Genomic DNA, 14,575 nt, shown 5'->3' on the forward strand with positions numbered 1-14,575 from the left:
GTGGTCATGACCCTGTTTCGCACGATAGCTGCCTGCGTATGCCTCACGCCGCCTGCCTATGCTTGTGACCTGGCATTGGCGCTTGCCGTGGATGTCTCAGGTTCCGTAGACACGACCGAGTATCGTATCCAGATGGATGGTCTTGCAGCAGGTTTGCGCGACCCGATTGTGTCCGAGGCGCTGGTGCGCGGGAAAGCTCGTGTGATGTTGGTGCAGTGGACGGGGTCCTCTCGGCAAATGGTCACTGTTCCGTGGACACAAATAGACAGCTTCGAAGCAATTGATCAGTTTGCGGTCAAGGTGGCCAACGATCCAAGGGTTTGGCGCAACTTCTCCACCGCAATCGGCGAGGCGCTGGAAACGACAATGTCCTATTTCGATGAGGTGTCGGACTGCAAGCGCCACCTTATTGATATCTCAGGCGATGGCGTGTCGAACGAAGGGGTTGAACCGTCTGAGGTGCACCGAATTCTGCGCACACGTGGCGTGACGGTGAACGCCATTGCAATCGAAGAAAGCGAGCCGGATCTGACCGCATATTTTTTTGAGAATGTCATCGTAGGAGAGGGTGCGTTTGTCGTTTCGGCCTCGGGGTTTGCCGATTATCCCGAGCGTATTCGTAAGAAACTTCTACGGGAAGTAACCCAGCAAACCGCTGAATTGAAATAGCCGTTCAACAGATTCGGGACTGCAGGCGCTAACATCACGAACGATGAAAAACATTTTGTGATCACGAGTTTATTTTGTGTGATCACATAATGCAAATATCCGTCATTTTGGGTCAATTATCAGCTTTTTTGCATCTGCAGCACGTGACAGAACCGCAAAAAACAGTAAAACCTTCGGGAGCCAACCGTAAAGGAGCCAACATGGCCGATGTAAATCGGGGCAATCGCCCTCTTTCACCTCACCTCACGATCTACCGCCCCCAACTGACTTCGATAACGTCGATCCTTGTGCGGATCACCGGTATTGCATCGCTTATGATCGCATTTTTTGTCGTCTGGTGGTTCCTGGCGGCGGCAACATCCGAGACGGCATTCAATTTCATCGACGGGCTGATGAGAAGCTGGCTGGGTGATCTGGTGATGTTCGCTGCGACCTGGGCGATCTTCTATCACATGCTGGGTCGTCTGCGTCACGTGATCTGGGATCTGGGATACTGCGTGGATGTGCGGATTTCCGAGAAGCTGGGGATCGGCATGCTGGTGCTTGCCACCATCCTGGCATTCATCACGGCAATCGCGGTTTAAGGAGACTGGCTATGAATTATCTCACTGACCGCAAACGCGCGCAGGGAACCGGTGCTGGCGGTGAAGGCACACATCATCACTGGCAGATGATGGTCAGCTCGGCCGCTCTGGTCATTCTGGTGCCACTTTTCGTTTTTGTCTTCGCAAGCGGCTTGGGCAGATCATACGAAGAGGTTCTGACCTACTACAGCCGCCCATTCCCGGCGATTGTAACCGGCCTGACTTTGGTCGTCGTAATCATCCATCTGGTACGAGAGACGCAGGTTGCGATCGAAGACTATGTCCATGGTGTCGCAGAAAAGCTGAGCCTCATGGCCGTCGCGGCGTTTGGCTACACATTGATAGCTGCCGGGCTGTTTGCCCTGATCAAGCTAGCTCTGTGAAACGCGCGGTAAGGAATTAATAAAATGACAGCTGCATACGAATACGAAACACACGAATATGACGTGGTTGTTGTCGGCGCTGGCGGCGCTGGTCTGCGCGCCACGCTCGGCATGGCTGAACAGGGTCTGCGTACAGCGTGCGTGACCAAAGTGTTCCCGACGCGTTCGCACACAGTTGCTGCGCAGGGCGGTATCGCCGCATCTCTGTCCAACATGGGCCCAGACCACTGGCAATGGCACATGTACGACACCGTCAAAGGGTCGGACTGGCTGGGTGACACCGACGCGATGGAATACCTCGCGCGTGAGGCGCCCAAGGCCGTCTACGAGCTGGAACATTATGGCGTGCCCTTCAGCCGTACCGAAGAAGGCAAGATCTATCAGCGTCCCTTCGGCGGCCACACGACCGAATTCGGCGAAGGTCCTGCCGTGCAGCGGACCTGTGCTGCTGCGGACCGGACCGGTCACGCGATCCTGCACACGCTGTACGGTCAGTCGCTTAAGAACAACGCCGAGTTCTATATCGAATATTTTGCCATAGACCTGATCATGTCCGAGGACGGTCAGTGTCAGGGTGTCGTCTGCTGGAAGTTGGATGACGGCACGATGCACGTTTTCAACGCCAAGATGGTGGTGCTGGCGACCGGCGGCTATGGCCGCGCCTATTTCAGTGCGACCTCGGCCCATACCTGCACTGGTGACGGTGGTGGCATGGTGGCCCGCGCAGGGCTGGCCCTGCAGGACATGGAGTTCGTTCAGTTCCACCCGACCGGCATTTACGGTTCTGGCTGTCTGATCACCGAGGGTGCGCGTGGCGAGGGTGGTTATCTGACCAACTCGGAAGGCGAGCGGTTCATGGAGCGCTACGCGCCCCAGTACAAGGATCTCGCACCTCGCGATTACGTCTCGCGCTCAATGACTATGGAGATCCGCGAAGGTCGTGGGCATGGCGAGGGTGGCGACCACATTCACCTGAACCTTAGCCACTTGCCCGCTGAGGCGCTGGCCGAGCGCCTGCCGGGCATTTCGGAATCGGCGCGCGTTTTTGCTGGCGTGGACGTCACCAAAGAGCCGATCCCGGTTCTGCCGACCGTGCACTACAACATGGGCGGTATCCCAACGAACTATTGGGGTGAGGTTCTGAACCCGACGGCCGAGAATCCGACCGCTGTGGTCCCCGGCCTTATGGCCGTTGGCGAGGCAGGCTGTGCCTCGGTGCACGGAGCGAACCGTCTGGGCTCCAACTCGCTGATTGACCTTGTGGTCTTTGGCCGCGCGGCAGCTATCCGCGCAGGTAAGGTTGTGGATGCTGAAGCGCCGAACCCTGTGCTAAATCAGGCGTCCGTCGACAAGGCGTTCGACCGCTTCGACGCGGTGCGTAATGCCAGCGGCGAGATTGCGACAGCCGATCTGCGTCTCGAAATGCAGAAGACCATGCAAGAAGATGCCGCTGTGTTCCGTACCGCCAAGACAATGGCCGAAGGCGTCGAAAAGATGACGGCGATTGCCGCCAAGATGGACGACCTGAAAGTCAGCGATCGCTCGCTAGTTTGGAACAGCGATCTGATGGAAACGTTGGAGTTGACTAACCTGATGCCAAGCGCCTTGGCCACGATTGTCGGCGCCGAGGCGCGTAAGGAATCCCGTGGCGCGCATGCGCATGAGGATTTCACCGAGCGTGATGATGAGAACTGGCGCGTGCACACGGTCTCGCGTGTTGATGGCAACCAGGTCGAGCTTAGCTATCGCCCCGTCATTGCCGATCCGCTGACAACCGAGGATGAAGGCGGCATAAGCCTGCAGAAAATCGCGCCCAAAGCGCGGACGTTCTGACGTCACTTAGCCTAAAGACGCGACAGAAACCGAAAGGCCGCGCAATGAATAGTATCGTTGAGGGAAAAGGACTATACGCACTCACAGACCGTGGAACCAAAATCTGCGGTCTTGTCAGTGTTGATGTGCCGACATGAGTAGTTTTTCCTCAAACGAATACTGGACCAACCGATATGCGCGGGGCAGAAACTCTGGCGCCGGGTCATACGGCAGGCTGGCGGTTTACAAGGCCAATTTCATCAACACCTTCGTCGAAGTTGAAGACATACAATCGGTAGCCGAACTGGGCAGTGGCGACGGCAACCAGGCAAGTTTTTTTGATATTCCTCAATTCACAGGGCTGGATATCTCGGAAGATTGCGTGCGCAAATGCAACACGCAATTCAGTGGGCGTTCAGGTTGGACGTTTCTTTCGGCAGATGCAGAGGTCGAGCCGCACGACGCCGCACTGTCTCTGGACGTTATTTACCATCTGGTCGAGGATGACGTTTTTGAGGCCTATATGAACCGGCTGTTTTCTTTGGCAAAACGGTTTGTGGTGATTTATTCGTCCGATTTCGATCTTGAAACAAACAACGTTCATGTGCGCCATAGGGCGTATTCGACCTGGGTCGCGGACCGGTTCCCAAATTGGAAGATGTATTGCGGCGAGACAAACCCGTTCAATCGAGATGGCCATGGTAATGCCAGCAGGTACAGTTTCGCTTCGTTCAAAGTCTTCGAAAGGATGAGTGATGGCGGTTAGAGCACATATGGCCTCGTACCCATTGCGGGAGAAAATGTTACCCCTTGCGGTGCAGTCGATCATCGATCAGGTGGATGCGCTGTACCTGTGTCTGAACGAATGGGGCGAGGTTCCGTCGGAATACAAAGAAAACCCTAAGATACACGCCTTTGTGCCGGAAGAGGATCAGAAAGATGTCGGTAAGTTCTTCACGACACCCGACCCGGACGACATCGTTTTCTTCGTCGATGATGATCTGATCTATAGCGAAATTTTCGTAAAGCACATGGTGCAGCGGCTTGAGGAGAAGGGCCCGGAGAAGGTAGTTTTTGGAACTCACGCTTCGACCTACACCGAAAAGTCTCCGACCAGCCATCGACAACGAGATGTTGTCAAGGTTGGCCGACCACTGCGCCGGATGCAGCGCGTTGACCAGCTTGCAACATGTGGCATGGTTGCGATGGGCAAGAACGTTGCCCCGTATGAATTCATGAAAGACAGCCAGAAATTCGTGGATGTGCGATATGCGCGTTGGCTGTACGAAAATGGAGTTGAAAGCTGGGCAATTGACCGGCAACGGGGTTTTGTGGGCCGTATTCCAGCGGAAAGAGATCACGAGACTATCTTTAAAACATTCACTAGACGAACACCTCCGGCCGTACTTGCAGAAATATCCGTATTTGCGTCCCGGTCCAAAGAAGGAGTGGAGTGAATATGCGCGTTCATTGCACTAGCATGTTGGTGCTTCAAATGTCGTCTAAGCAGCACGCCAAAGGACTTGACTGATGGTACAATTGACCCTCCCCAAGAATTCTCGGATTACCACTGGCAAAACTTGGTCCAAGCCTGAAGGCGCGACCAATGTTCGTAAGTTTCAGATCTATCGCTGGAATCCGGATGACGGACAGAACCCGCGCGTTGACACTTATTTCGTTGACATGGACAGCTGCGGCCCGATGGTTCTGGACGCGCTGATCAAGATCAAAAACGAGATTGACCCGACGTTGACGTTCCGCCGGTCCTGCCGCGAAGGCATCTGCGGATCCTGTGCGATGAACATCGACGGGATCAACACGCTGGCCTGTATCTACGGCATGGATGAAATCAAGGGCGACGTGAAGATATATCCGCTGCCGCATATGCCGGTGGTCAAAGACCTGATCCCCGACCTGACGCATTTCTACGCGCAGCATGCCAGCATCATGCCGTGGCTGGAAACCAAGACAAACCGTCCCGCGAAAGAGTGGAAGCAATCCATTGAGGATCGCAAGAAACTGGATGGATTGTACGAATGCGTGATGTGCGCCAGCTGCTCAACCTCGTGCCCCAGCTATTGGTGGAACGGGGATCGCTATCTTGGCCCCGCCGCTTTGTTGCATGCGTATCGCTGGATCATCGACAGTCGTGACGAAGCCACCGGTGAGCGTCTGGATGAGCTGGAAGATCCGTTCAAGCTGTATCGCTGCCACACGATTATGAACTGCGCCAAGACCTGCCCGAAAGGTCTGAACCCGGCCAAGGCGATTGCCGAAATCAAGAAGATGATGGTCGACCGCGCGGTTTGAACACAGTTGAAGATTTTATTGAAACCCGGGATGGAAACTTCCCGGGTTTTTCGTTTCTTGCAAATATTGAAGTATCGGAGAACACTAATGAATCAAACACTTTTCAAGGCGCTGTCCGTTGCAGTGATCGCAACTCTTTCGGCCTGTGGCGGATCAGGCAGCAATCGGGCGGATACTGTATTTAAGCAGGTGGATTGTGCCGGGCAGGCAGGGATCACTGGTTCATTTACGACGCAATACGAACTGCAGGGCGGCAAGCAAACTGAAGTGTTTGTTCCTGGTGATGGCGTAAGCGAGGCTCAGGCCGCCAAAGCGAATGCCTGTATGGCAGCTTAAAGGGCACTAAGTTCAAGGCTGGCAGGTGTACTGCCGCCCCAAATTGCGTCCTGAACATACCGAGACTGCAAAAAGATGTGGTGAATCCGCCAGTATCTCCGCCTACTTTCCAATCAGGGAGGAGTGATCGAGACACAACAGGATCACTCAGATGGAAAAGCTGAACACCAGATCAGAGGCTTTGAAAGCACTGGAACAAGCGTGGTCATATTACACGCCCGCACCTGTAAAGCCCGAAAGTGACCGCACGCCAGACATGTTCGAATGCGCAAACGCGGCCTGAACCAACAACTGTAGACTTGCGACCAAGGGGTAAAATAGGCGATGCATTGGCATGCCCATTTTGCTTCTTGTTTTGGCAGGCGGAGTGTTTGCCTATTTCCTGTGGCGCTCGCGCACTTCCTCTTTGACTCGGGACTGCCGATGGCGGCAGCACCGCAAGGAAGGCATGTGGGTGTGTGCATTCTGTGGCGCGCAGCAGCAAGGCAGCGACGCGCCCACTCAGTGTTTGAAGGTCCAATAACACCGCAATCAGGACGGCAACCTATCCAGAATTCCTGCGTTTAAGTCGCCGGGAATGCCGCCTGCAAGGCAATTTCAACCATATCGCCGAAGCTGCGTTCGCGATCAGCCGAGGACAGAGCTTCGCCAGTCAGCAAGTGGTCGGAAACGGTTAGAACGGTCAAGGCGCGGCACTTGTGGCGGGCGGCAAGAATGTATAGTTCGGCCGCTTCCATCTCGACCCCGAGAATGCCGTGTCGGACCATCTGTTCGTTAAGATCAGGACGTTCATCATAGAATACATCCGACGAATAGATGCCGCCGACATGGGTAGGAGTGCCTTTGGTCGCTGCCGCCTTAGCCGCCGCTTGCAACAGTCCCCAATCCGCACATGGTGCAAAGTTCAGCTCTTTCATTATGCCGCGTGACGGTGTGCTGAGTGTGGTTGATGTCATCGCAAGGATCACATCGCGGACATTCACGCTGTCTTGCATTCCCCCGCAAGAGCCGATGCGGATCAGCGTTTTGGCCCCATAGTCCCGGATCAGTTCGTTGACGTAGATCGACAAGGACGGCATGCCCATGCCGCTGCCCTGAATGGTAACTGGATTCCCTTTCCAGCTTCCGGTGAAGCCTAGCATTCCACGCACATCATTGACTTGCTTCACGTCGTCCAAAAACGTTTCGGCTGCCCATTTTGCACGATAGGGATCGCCGGGCAAAAGAACAGTTTCTGCGATGTCGCCTTCTTTGGCTCCAATATGAATTGTCATTTTGGGGTCCGTTCCAATTAGATATTAAATTTCCAGATCCGAAATGTCCGCCCCGGATTTCAGCGCGTCATGAATCCATTGCGGTTTTCGGCCGCGTCCTGACCATGTCTGTTTTGGATCTGCAGGGTTTTTGTATTTTGCTTTCGAGGTTTTTCCGGTCGACGGATGGTCTTTTGCCAATTCAGACAACGAGAATCCGAATTCTGCGGCGGCTTTTTCCGCAGCCTTTAACGCCTCTTTCCGTTCGCGTTTTTCGGCGCCAATTAACGCTTTTTCGACCTTGTCGCGCAATTCAAGTAGTTCTTTACGCGACATTTTTTCAAGATTTGCCCCCGACATTTTCCCTCTCCCTGGAATTAGTCATTACCGTTGTCCCCGAAGGCACACCGTAATTCCAAAGTAAAGAATTATCTATCCCCTTTCATTCAGGGGATAGATTAAGGGCCGATGAAATTGATAGGGATCACTCAGCCGCGAGGTTTTGTGGATCAACCAGAGTCACGATATCGCCCATAATTGCGTTCAGCTCAAAATTCTTGGGCGTATAGATCTTTGCGACACCCATTGCGGTGAGCTTTGCGGCATCGTCATCGGGAATAATGCCGCCGACAATTACTGGAATACGATCCAGTCCGGCTTCGCGCAGCCGGTTCATAACGTCCTGAACAAGCGGAATATGGCTGCCGGACAGGATTGACAGACCGATCACATGCGCGTCGTCTTCGCCTGCGGCGGCCACGATTTCCTCGGGTGTCAGGCGAATACCTTCGTAACTGATATCCATACCGCAATCTCGCGCGCGGAATGCAATCTGCTCCGCTCCGTTCGAATGTCCGTCCAAACCCGGCTTTCCGACCAGGAATTTCAGGCGGCGGCCCAGCTTATCGCTGACCGCATCCACTGCCGCTCGCAGATCTTCCAGGCCCTCGGTCTTGTTCGAGACCGAGCCCGAAACGCCGGTGGGACCCCGATACGTGCCGTAGACCTTGCGCATCTCTTCGGCCCATTCACCTGTGGTCACACCGGCTTTGGCAGCCGCAATTGACGGCACCATGACGTTGCTGCCGTTTTGCGCCGCTTCACGTAGCGCGGTCAGGGCCGCGGCGACAGCCGTATCGTCGCGATCTGCGCGCCACTCGTTCAGTCGGTTGATCTGTTCCTGTTCGACAGCCGGGTCAACGACCATGATGCCGCCGTCTTCGGTTTGCAGGGGCGACGGTTCACCTTCGATCCATTTGTTCACACCGACAACGACAGTTTCATTCCGTTCGATCCGGTTCAGGCGTTCGGCGTTTGAATCGACAAGCCGCGACTTCATGTATTCGATTGACGCCACCGCGCCTCCCATTGAATCCAAATTGGCCAGTTCGGCGCGCGCGCCCTCTTTCAACTCTTCAACCTTCGCATCCACGGCAGGGTTGCCGTCGAAGAGGTCACCGTATTCCAGAAGGTCGGTCTCATACGCCAAAATCTGTTGCATCCGCATTGACCATTGCTGATCCCAAGGACGAGGCAGGCCCAATGCTTCGTTCCATGCAGGCAATTGCACCGCACGGGCGCGGGCCTTTTTCGACAACGTCACGGCCAGCATCTCGATCAGGATTCGGTAGACGTTGTTTTCAGGCTGCTGCTCGGTCAGGCCCAGCGAGTTTACCTGAACGCCATAGCGGAATCGGCGGAACTTCGGATTTTCTACCCCGTAGCGTTCGTGCAGGATTTCATCCCAAAGATCGACGAAAGCACGCATTTTGCACATTTCAGTGACAAAGCGGATACCTGCGTTCACAAAGAAAGAAATCCGCCCGCAAAGCGCCGGGAAGTCCTCGGCGGGGACGCGGGGGCGCAGTTCGTCCAACACGGCGATGGCGGTGGCCAATGCATATGCCAGCTCTTGTTCCGGTGTCGCGCCGGCTTCTTGCAGGTGATAGGAACACACGTTCATCGGGTTCCATTTCGGCACGTTGGCATAACAATACTCGGCCACGTCCGCGATCATCTTGAGCGACGGTTTGGGCGGGCAGACATAGGTTCCGCGGCTCAGGTATTCCTTGATCAGGTCGTTTTGTACCGTGCCCTGCAATTTCGAGACATCGGCACCTTGTTCCTCGGCCACAGCGATATAGAGCGCAAGCAGCCAAGGCGCCGTCGCATTGATCGTCATCGAGGTGTTCATCTGTTCCAGTGGAATCTGGTCGAACAAAACACGCATGTCGCCCAGGTGGCAGACAGGTACGCCAACCTTGCCCACTTCGCCGCGTGCCAGAGTGTGGTCGCTGTCATACCCTGTCTGGGTCGGCAGATCGAAAGCCACCGACAGGCCCGTCTGGCCTTTTGCCAGGTTCCCGCGATACAAGGCGTTCGACGCTTTGGCGGTGGAATGACCGGCATAGGTTCGGATGAGCCAGGGGCGATCTTTCTGCGTCTGCGTCATAGCGGGCCTCGTGAGTTGGGTGGGCAACAAAATTACGTTCCTGGCTTCTAAAGCGCAATTTTCGGGATATGTCAATTCGCTGCGTCGCGGCATATTAGGTTCTTCAGATTGTAGGACGCAGCGTTTGGTGGCAGGGTGCGCGCATGACTCAGACCGTGGAACTTCCGCTTTGGCTGTTTTTGCTGATCCTGGTGTTTGCCGCGGTCACTTTAGCGTCGCATTTTCTGTTCCCATCGGTGCGGTGGTTTTTCAGACGTCGCCTTGAACGTGCCGTGAAACGTTTGAACACTCGTCTGAAACGGCCGATCCAACCGTTCAAGCTGGCACACCGTCACGATATGATTCAGCGCCTGATCTACGACCCACAGGTTGGTCAGGCCATTCAGGACCGTGCACGCGAAACCGGTGTTCCTGAAGCTGTGGCGTTTGAGCAGGCGCGGCGATACGCGCGCGAGATAGTGCCCTCGTTTTCAGCCGTTGCCTATTTCAGTTTTGCGATCCGTGTCGCCCGATTGCTGAGCAATGCGTTTTATCATGTGCAGCTCAGTTATCAGGACGAGGATGCTGTCGAGAATATTGACCCCGACGCCACGGTCGTTTTCGTCATGAACCATCGCAGCAATATGGATTATGTGCTTGTCACCTACCTTGCAGCGCAACATTCTGCCTTGTCCTATGCGGTAGGTGAATGGGCTCGGGTCTGGCCACTAAGCCGTCTGATCCGCGCGATGGGGGCGTACTTTATCCGACGAAAGTCTGGCAACGATCTCTATCGTCAAGTGCTGGCCTGTTACGTGCGCCACGCGACTGAGGCTGGTGTAACTCAGGCCATGTTTCCTGAGGGTGGGCTAAGCTTGACAGGCGCCTTGGGTCGTCCAAAGCTGGGTTTGCTCAAGTATATCATAGACGGGACCACGGAAGGCGGGCGCGATGTCGTGTTTGTTCCGGTGGCGCTGAACTATGATCGTGTGCTCGAAGATACGGTTCTGACGCGGGCCGCGTTGGGGAATGAACGGCGGTTTCGTGCGCGAATCGGAGTAATCGCCAGGTGGATCCTCAAACAGCTCTGGCGACGCGTGATCGGGCGTTACAAACGATTTGGGCTGGCCTCGGTCCGGTATGGTCAGCCGGTTTCCCTACAAGCATTTCGGGCCGATCATCAGCCTGATCTCATGACCGATTTGGCGCGCGAGCTAATGACGCGTCTGCGCGCTGCTATCCCTCTGGTGCCCGTTCCGGCTGCCTGTTGGTTGATACAGAAGCATAAAGAGATGCCTGAGGCCGATGCCGTTCAGGTCATAGTCGAGCTTATGCGTCGCAATGGGATAGCCGACCAAAAAAACCGGATCTCGGTTGAGGCTGCTATCGATCAATTGGTCGAACGCCGGATTCTCAAGCGAAGTAACGGTAAGATATGCTCCTCAGGTCAAAGGGTTGATCTGCTAGATTACTATGCGGCTTCGGTTCCGATGGGGCCGGATGAGGGAAATGCTGCGATCGCGAAATAAATTTCTGCGACCGCAGGGTCATAAAATTACAAAACAGCGCTGAATTTGGTTGCATTGTTTCTTCAGGGCCAATATTCCATCGGTTAATGCACGCGATTCTGCATCGCGGCAAAGGTTTTGAACAAAGGAGGCCAACATGGCTCTGGACACCGACAGCGGCATCGCGTCGTACGAGGCACCGGAAAAAGACCTCTATGAGATGGGTGAAATCCCTCCGATGGGTTTTGTGCCTAAAAAAATGTATGCATGGGCGATCCGCAAGGAACGCCACGGCGAGCCGGACACCGCGATGATTCAAGAAGTCGTGGACGTCCCCGAACTGGACAGCCACGAAGTGCTGGTTCTGGTGATGGCGGCTGGCGTGAACTACAATGGTGTCTGGGCATCGCTGGGTAAGCCAATCTCGCCTTTCGATGGCCACAAGGCACCCTATCATATTGCTGGTTCGGACGCTTCGGGCATCGTTTGGGCTGTTGGTTCGAAGGTTACTCGCTGGAAGGTCGGTGATGAAGTCGTCATCCACTGCAACCAGGATGATGGCGACGACGAGCATTGTAACGGCGGTGATCCGATGTATTCGGACAGCCAGCGGATTTGGGGCTATGAAACCCCCGATGGTTCGTTCGCGCAGTTCACCAATGTTCAGGCCCAGCAGCTGATGCCGCGGCCCAAGCACCTGACTTGGGAAGAAAGCGCTTGCTACACGCTGACGCTGGCGACTGCCTACCGGATGCTGTTCGGTCATGAGCCACACGACCTGAAGCCGGGCCAGAACGTTCTGGTTTGGGGCGCGTCGGGTGGTCTGGGTTCCTATGCGATCCAGTTGATCAACACTGCAGGCGCAAACGCGATCGGTGTGATCTCGGACGAAAGCAAGCGTGACTTTGTGATGGGTCTGGGTGCCAAGGGCGTTCTGAACCGCAAGGACTTCAACTGCTGGGGTCAGCTTCCCACAGTCAACACACCGGAATATGCCGAGTGGTTCAAAGAGGCCCGCAAATTCGGCAAAGCGATTTGGGACATCACTGGAAAAGGCAACAACGTCGACATGGTGTTCGAGCACCCCGGCGAAAGCACCTTCCCGGTTTCGACCTTTGTTGTGAAGAAGGGCGGCATGGTTGTGATCTGCGCTGGTACCACCGGCTACAACCTGACCTTCGACGTGCGCTACATGTGGATGCACCAGAAGCGTCTGCAGGGTTCGCACTTTGCTCACCTGAAACAGGCGGCCGCAGCAAACCAGCTGATGGTCGAGCGTCGACTGGATCCGTGCATGTCCGAGGTATTCACCTGGGCTGATCTGCCTGAGGCGCATATGAAAATGATGCGCAACGAGCATAAGCCGGGCAACATGTCGGTACTGGTCCAGGCGCCACAGACCGGAATGCGTACTCTGGAAGAGGTTTTGGCCGCGCGCGACTAAACCCCGACTGGACGAATTCAAAACACCCGCGAATCGGTTTTCCGGTTCGCGGGTGTTTCCTATTGGGGGATGATGTATTTATTTTCAGTGACTTAACCGTAATTCCCCCGCTGTTTTTGGGGAGTAGAAACCAGTGAATAGGCTAAAAAAACTTGTTCATGCTATGGTTGTGTTAACCCTTCGTTAACCGTTTCGGAGAGACCCTGATGGCGCAAAATGAGTGGATACTGGACGTTCTTTCGGACCTCAGCGCCTTTGCTGTTGAAAACGGTTTGACCGCGCTTGCCGAGCAGCTGGATGATACCAAGCTGATCGCCGCAGCCGAAATCTCGTCCAGAAAGAATGAGGTTCAGGCACCCGCGGATGGCAACAAAACTCGATATGAGCCAAGTTCTGGAGGACTTGGAAAACACCAGTACGCTTGACGAGCTGGGCGATGTCGCTGTTCGCCTGCGGGACAGGCTACGGATCGAAAATCTGATTTATCATTGGGTCGATGGGGCAGGTGATCAATATGGCTATACTACCTATCCCGATGTCTGGGCCGAACGGTATCGCGAGCGCAATTATCACAGGATAGATCCGGTCATTCTGGGTTGTTTCCAACGGTTTCACCCGGTGGACTGGAAGACGCTGGATTGGTCGGGCAAGGTTGCCAAGACGTTCCTGAAGGACGCGTTAGAGCACGGTGTTGGCAATCAAGGCTATTCCATTCCGATCCGTGGGCCGAATGGGCAGTTCGCCTTGTTTACGGTCAACCACACCTGTGATGATGAAACCTGGCAGAAATTCATCGAAACGCATGGGCGTGAGTTGATCCTGATCGCTCATTACTTCAACCGAAAGGCGCTGGAGTTTGAAAGTGACCGCCAGCCCGACTCTGCGCGTGGGTTGTCGCCGCGTGAAGTGGACGCCATGACCTTGCTCGCCCTGGGCTACAGCCGGGCACAAGTGGCTCATTCCTTGTCGATCTCGGAACACACACTGAGGGTCTACATCGAAAGCGCCCGCGCCAAGCTGGGCGCGCAGAATACAACCCATGCCATCGCAACGGCGCTGAGCCGAGGGTTAATAGTCGTTTAAGGCGCGCGCGCCCTCAAAACCGGAAATTAATCACGACTCTGTACCCCCTTTGTTCCTGCACAGGACGACAAGGGGAAAAGAGTCATGTTGCGCTATGTTTATGCTGACGAATTGCACAAATATCCAAAATTGGCTGAGGGAATGTTTCGGGACCGTGCCGACCAGTTCAAAACCCGGCTGGGTTGGGATGTTCATGTTAATGCCAAGGGGGAAGAACGGGATCAGTACGATGATCTGAACCCGATTTACGTCATTTGGGAAGAACCGGATGGCAGCCACGGCGGATCCATGCGCGTTTTGCCAACCACTGGCCCGGTCATGGTGAACGAGGTGTTTGGGCACCTGACAGGTGGCGAACCAATCTCCAGCCCTATGATTTGGGAGGTGACGCGCTTTTGCCTGTCGCGCACGGCCAGCCCGCACACCGCCGGGGCTATCATGCTTAGCGGTGGCGAGATGATGGAGGGGTTTGGTCTAACCCACATTGCGGGTGTTTTTGATGCGCGCATGATTCGGATATATCGCCTCATCGGATCGTCTCCGATCGTGCTGGGTGAGGAAGGCAAGGGGCGCGATCAAATCTCGGTCGGGCTGTGGCCTTATTCGGCCGACGACTGCAACCGCGTGGCCGAGCGCGCGGGCATTCCGCGCGAACTGTCGCGGCTGTGGTTCAAGACCGCCTTTGGCGTCGGAAGGCAGCACCGGTTTGCCATGTCGGCGTGACGGGGCGAAAACATAAATCCGCATCTGGTGATAGCAGGC

General features: G+C 55.2%; 17 protein-coding genes. 14 read left to right on the forward strand and 3 right to left on the reverse strand.

Annotated features, from left to right (window positions below):
- Positions 1-6: 6 nt before the first annotated feature.
- The 9 genes from ACR0AK_RS21920 to ACR0AK_RS21960 all read left to right on the forward strand — a co-directional run bounded on the left by ACR0AK_RS21920 (position 7) and on the right by ACR0AK_RS21960 (position 6,377).
- Positions 7-669 (forward strand): DUF1194 domain-containing protein, encoded by a 663-nt coding sequence (locus tag ACR0AK_RS21920; RefSeq protein ID WP_480794976.1) that lies wholly within the window; start codon positions 7-9, stop codon positions 667-669.
- A gap of 200 nt (positions 670-869) precedes the next feature.
- Entirely contained in the window at positions 870-1,253 is a 384-nt protein-coding gene (sdhC, locus tag ACR0AK_RS21925) for a succinate dehydrogenase, cytochrome b556 subunit (protein WP_170562774.1), read from the forward strand.
- An 11-nt stretch (positions 1,254-1,264) separates the two neighbouring features.
- Positions 1,265-1,636, forward strand: a complete 372-nt coding sequence (gene sdhD / locus ACR0AK_RS21930; protein ID WP_480794977.1) for a succinate dehydrogenase, hydrophobic membrane anchor protein — start codon at positions 1,265-1,267, stop codon at positions 1,634-1,636.
- A gap of 24 nt (positions 1,637-1,660) precedes the next feature.
- The gene (gene sdhA, locus ACR0AK_RS21935; protein WP_170562780.1) at positions 1,661-3,469 is read left to right on the forward strand and encodes a succinate dehydrogenase flavoprotein subunit; all 1,809 of its coding nucleotides are present in this window, start codon (positions 1,661-1,663) and stop codon (positions 3,467-3,469) included.
- 133 nt (positions 3,470-3,602) lie between these two features.
- A complete protein-coding gene (locus ACR0AK_RS21940; RefSeq protein ID WP_170562783.1) occupies positions 3,603-4,214 on the forward strand; it encodes a class I SAM-dependent methyltransferase in 612 nt (203 codons plus the stop codon).
- On the forward strand, positions 4,204-4,905 hold the full coding sequence (locus ACR0AK_RS21945) for a hypothetical protein (protein WP_480794978.1): 702 nt from the start codon (positions 4,204-4,206) through the stop codon (positions 4,903-4,905). The genes ACR0AK_RS21940 and ACR0AK_RS21945 overlap by 11 nt, the downstream gene beginning before the upstream one ends.
- Before the next feature lie 73 nt (positions 4,906-4,978).
- Positions 4,979-5,758, forward strand: coding sequence for a succinate dehydrogenase iron-sulfur subunit (locus ACR0AK_RS21950; protein WP_480794979.1), 780 nt, complete (start codon positions 4,979-4,981; stop codon positions 5,756-5,758).
- 87 nt (positions 5,759-5,845) lie between these two features.
- Positions 5,846-6,094: a hypothetical protein gene (locus ACR0AK_RS21955; RefSeq protein WP_480794980.1), complete on the forward strand. Its 249-nt coding sequence runs from the start codon at positions 5,846-5,848 to the stop codon at positions 6,092-6,094.
- A 151-nt stretch (positions 6,095-6,245) separates the two neighbouring features.
- Complete coding sequence (locus tag ACR0AK_RS21960) at positions 6,246-6,377, forward strand: hypothetical protein (protein ID WP_480794981.1); 132 nt, start codon at positions 6,246-6,248, stop codon at positions 6,375-6,377.
- A 280-nt stretch (positions 6,378-6,657) separates the two neighbouring features.
- On the opposite strand, the gene deoD is transcribed toward ACR0AK_RS21960, so the two are convergent.
- From deoD to ACR0AK_RS21975, 3 genes are all read right to left on the reverse strand, one after another.
- Positions 6,658-7,368: a purine-nucleoside phosphorylase gene (gene deoD, locus ACR0AK_RS21965; protein ID WP_480794982.1), complete on the reverse strand. Its 711-nt coding sequence runs from the start codon at positions 7,366-7,368 to the stop codon at positions 6,658-6,660.
- Positions 7,369-7,392: 24 nt separating this feature from the next.
- Complete coding sequence (locus ACR0AK_RS21970) at positions 7,393-7,683, reverse strand: H-NS histone family protein (protein WP_254453078.1); 291 nt, start codon at positions 7,681-7,683, stop codon at positions 7,393-7,395.
- Between the two features lie 148 nt (positions 7,684-7,831).
- Positions 7,832-9,799 (reverse strand): methylmalonyl-CoA mutase family protein, encoded by a 1,968-nt coding sequence (locus ACR0AK_RS21975; protein WP_480794983.1) that lies wholly within the window; start codon positions 9,797-9,799, stop codon positions 7,832-7,834.
- A gap of 143 nt (positions 9,800-9,942) precedes the next feature.
- Here ACR0AK_RS21975 and ACR0AK_RS21980 point away from each other — a divergent pair, with 143 nt between their 5' ends.
- The 5 genes from ACR0AK_RS21980 to ACR0AK_RS22000 all read left to right on the forward strand — a co-directional run bounded on the left by ACR0AK_RS21980 (position 9,943) and on the right by ACR0AK_RS22000 (position 14,536).
- Entirely contained in the window at positions 9,943-11,307 is a 1,365-nt protein-coding gene (locus ACR0AK_RS21980) for a 1-acyl-sn-glycerol-3-phosphate acyltransferase (RefSeq protein WP_480794984.1), read from the forward strand.
- 136 nt (positions 11,308-11,443) lie between these two features.
- The gene (gene ccrA, locus ACR0AK_RS21985; RefSeq protein WP_170562807.1) at positions 11,444-12,730 is read left to right on the forward strand and encodes a crotonyl-CoA carboxylase/reductase; all 1,287 of its coding nucleotides are present in this window, start codon (positions 11,444-11,446) and stop codon (positions 12,728-12,730) included.
- Between the two features lie 206 nt (positions 12,731-12,936).
- Positions 12,937-13,155: a hypothetical protein gene (locus tag ACR0AK_RS21990; protein ID WP_480794985.1), complete on the forward strand. Its 219-nt coding sequence runs from the start codon at positions 12,937-12,939 to the stop codon at positions 13,153-13,155.
- Positions 13,094-13,813, forward strand: coding sequence for a helix-turn-helix transcriptional regulator (locus tag ACR0AK_RS21995; protein WP_480794986.1), 720 nt, complete (start codon positions 13,094-13,096; stop codon positions 13,811-13,813). Before ACR0AK_RS21990 ends, ACR0AK_RS21995 begins: the two co-directional genes overlap by 62 nt.
- A gap of 84 nt (positions 13,814-13,897) precedes the next feature.
- The gene (locus ACR0AK_RS22000) at positions 13,898-14,536 is read left to right on the forward strand and encodes an acyl-homoserine-lactone synthase (RefSeq protein ID WP_480794987.1); all 639 of its coding nucleotides are present in this window, start codon (positions 13,898-13,900) and stop codon (positions 14,534-14,536) included.
- Positions 14,537-14,575: the final 39 nt, after the last annotated feature.

It is taken from the genome of Ruegeria sp. BI12 (genome assembly GCF_056537985.1).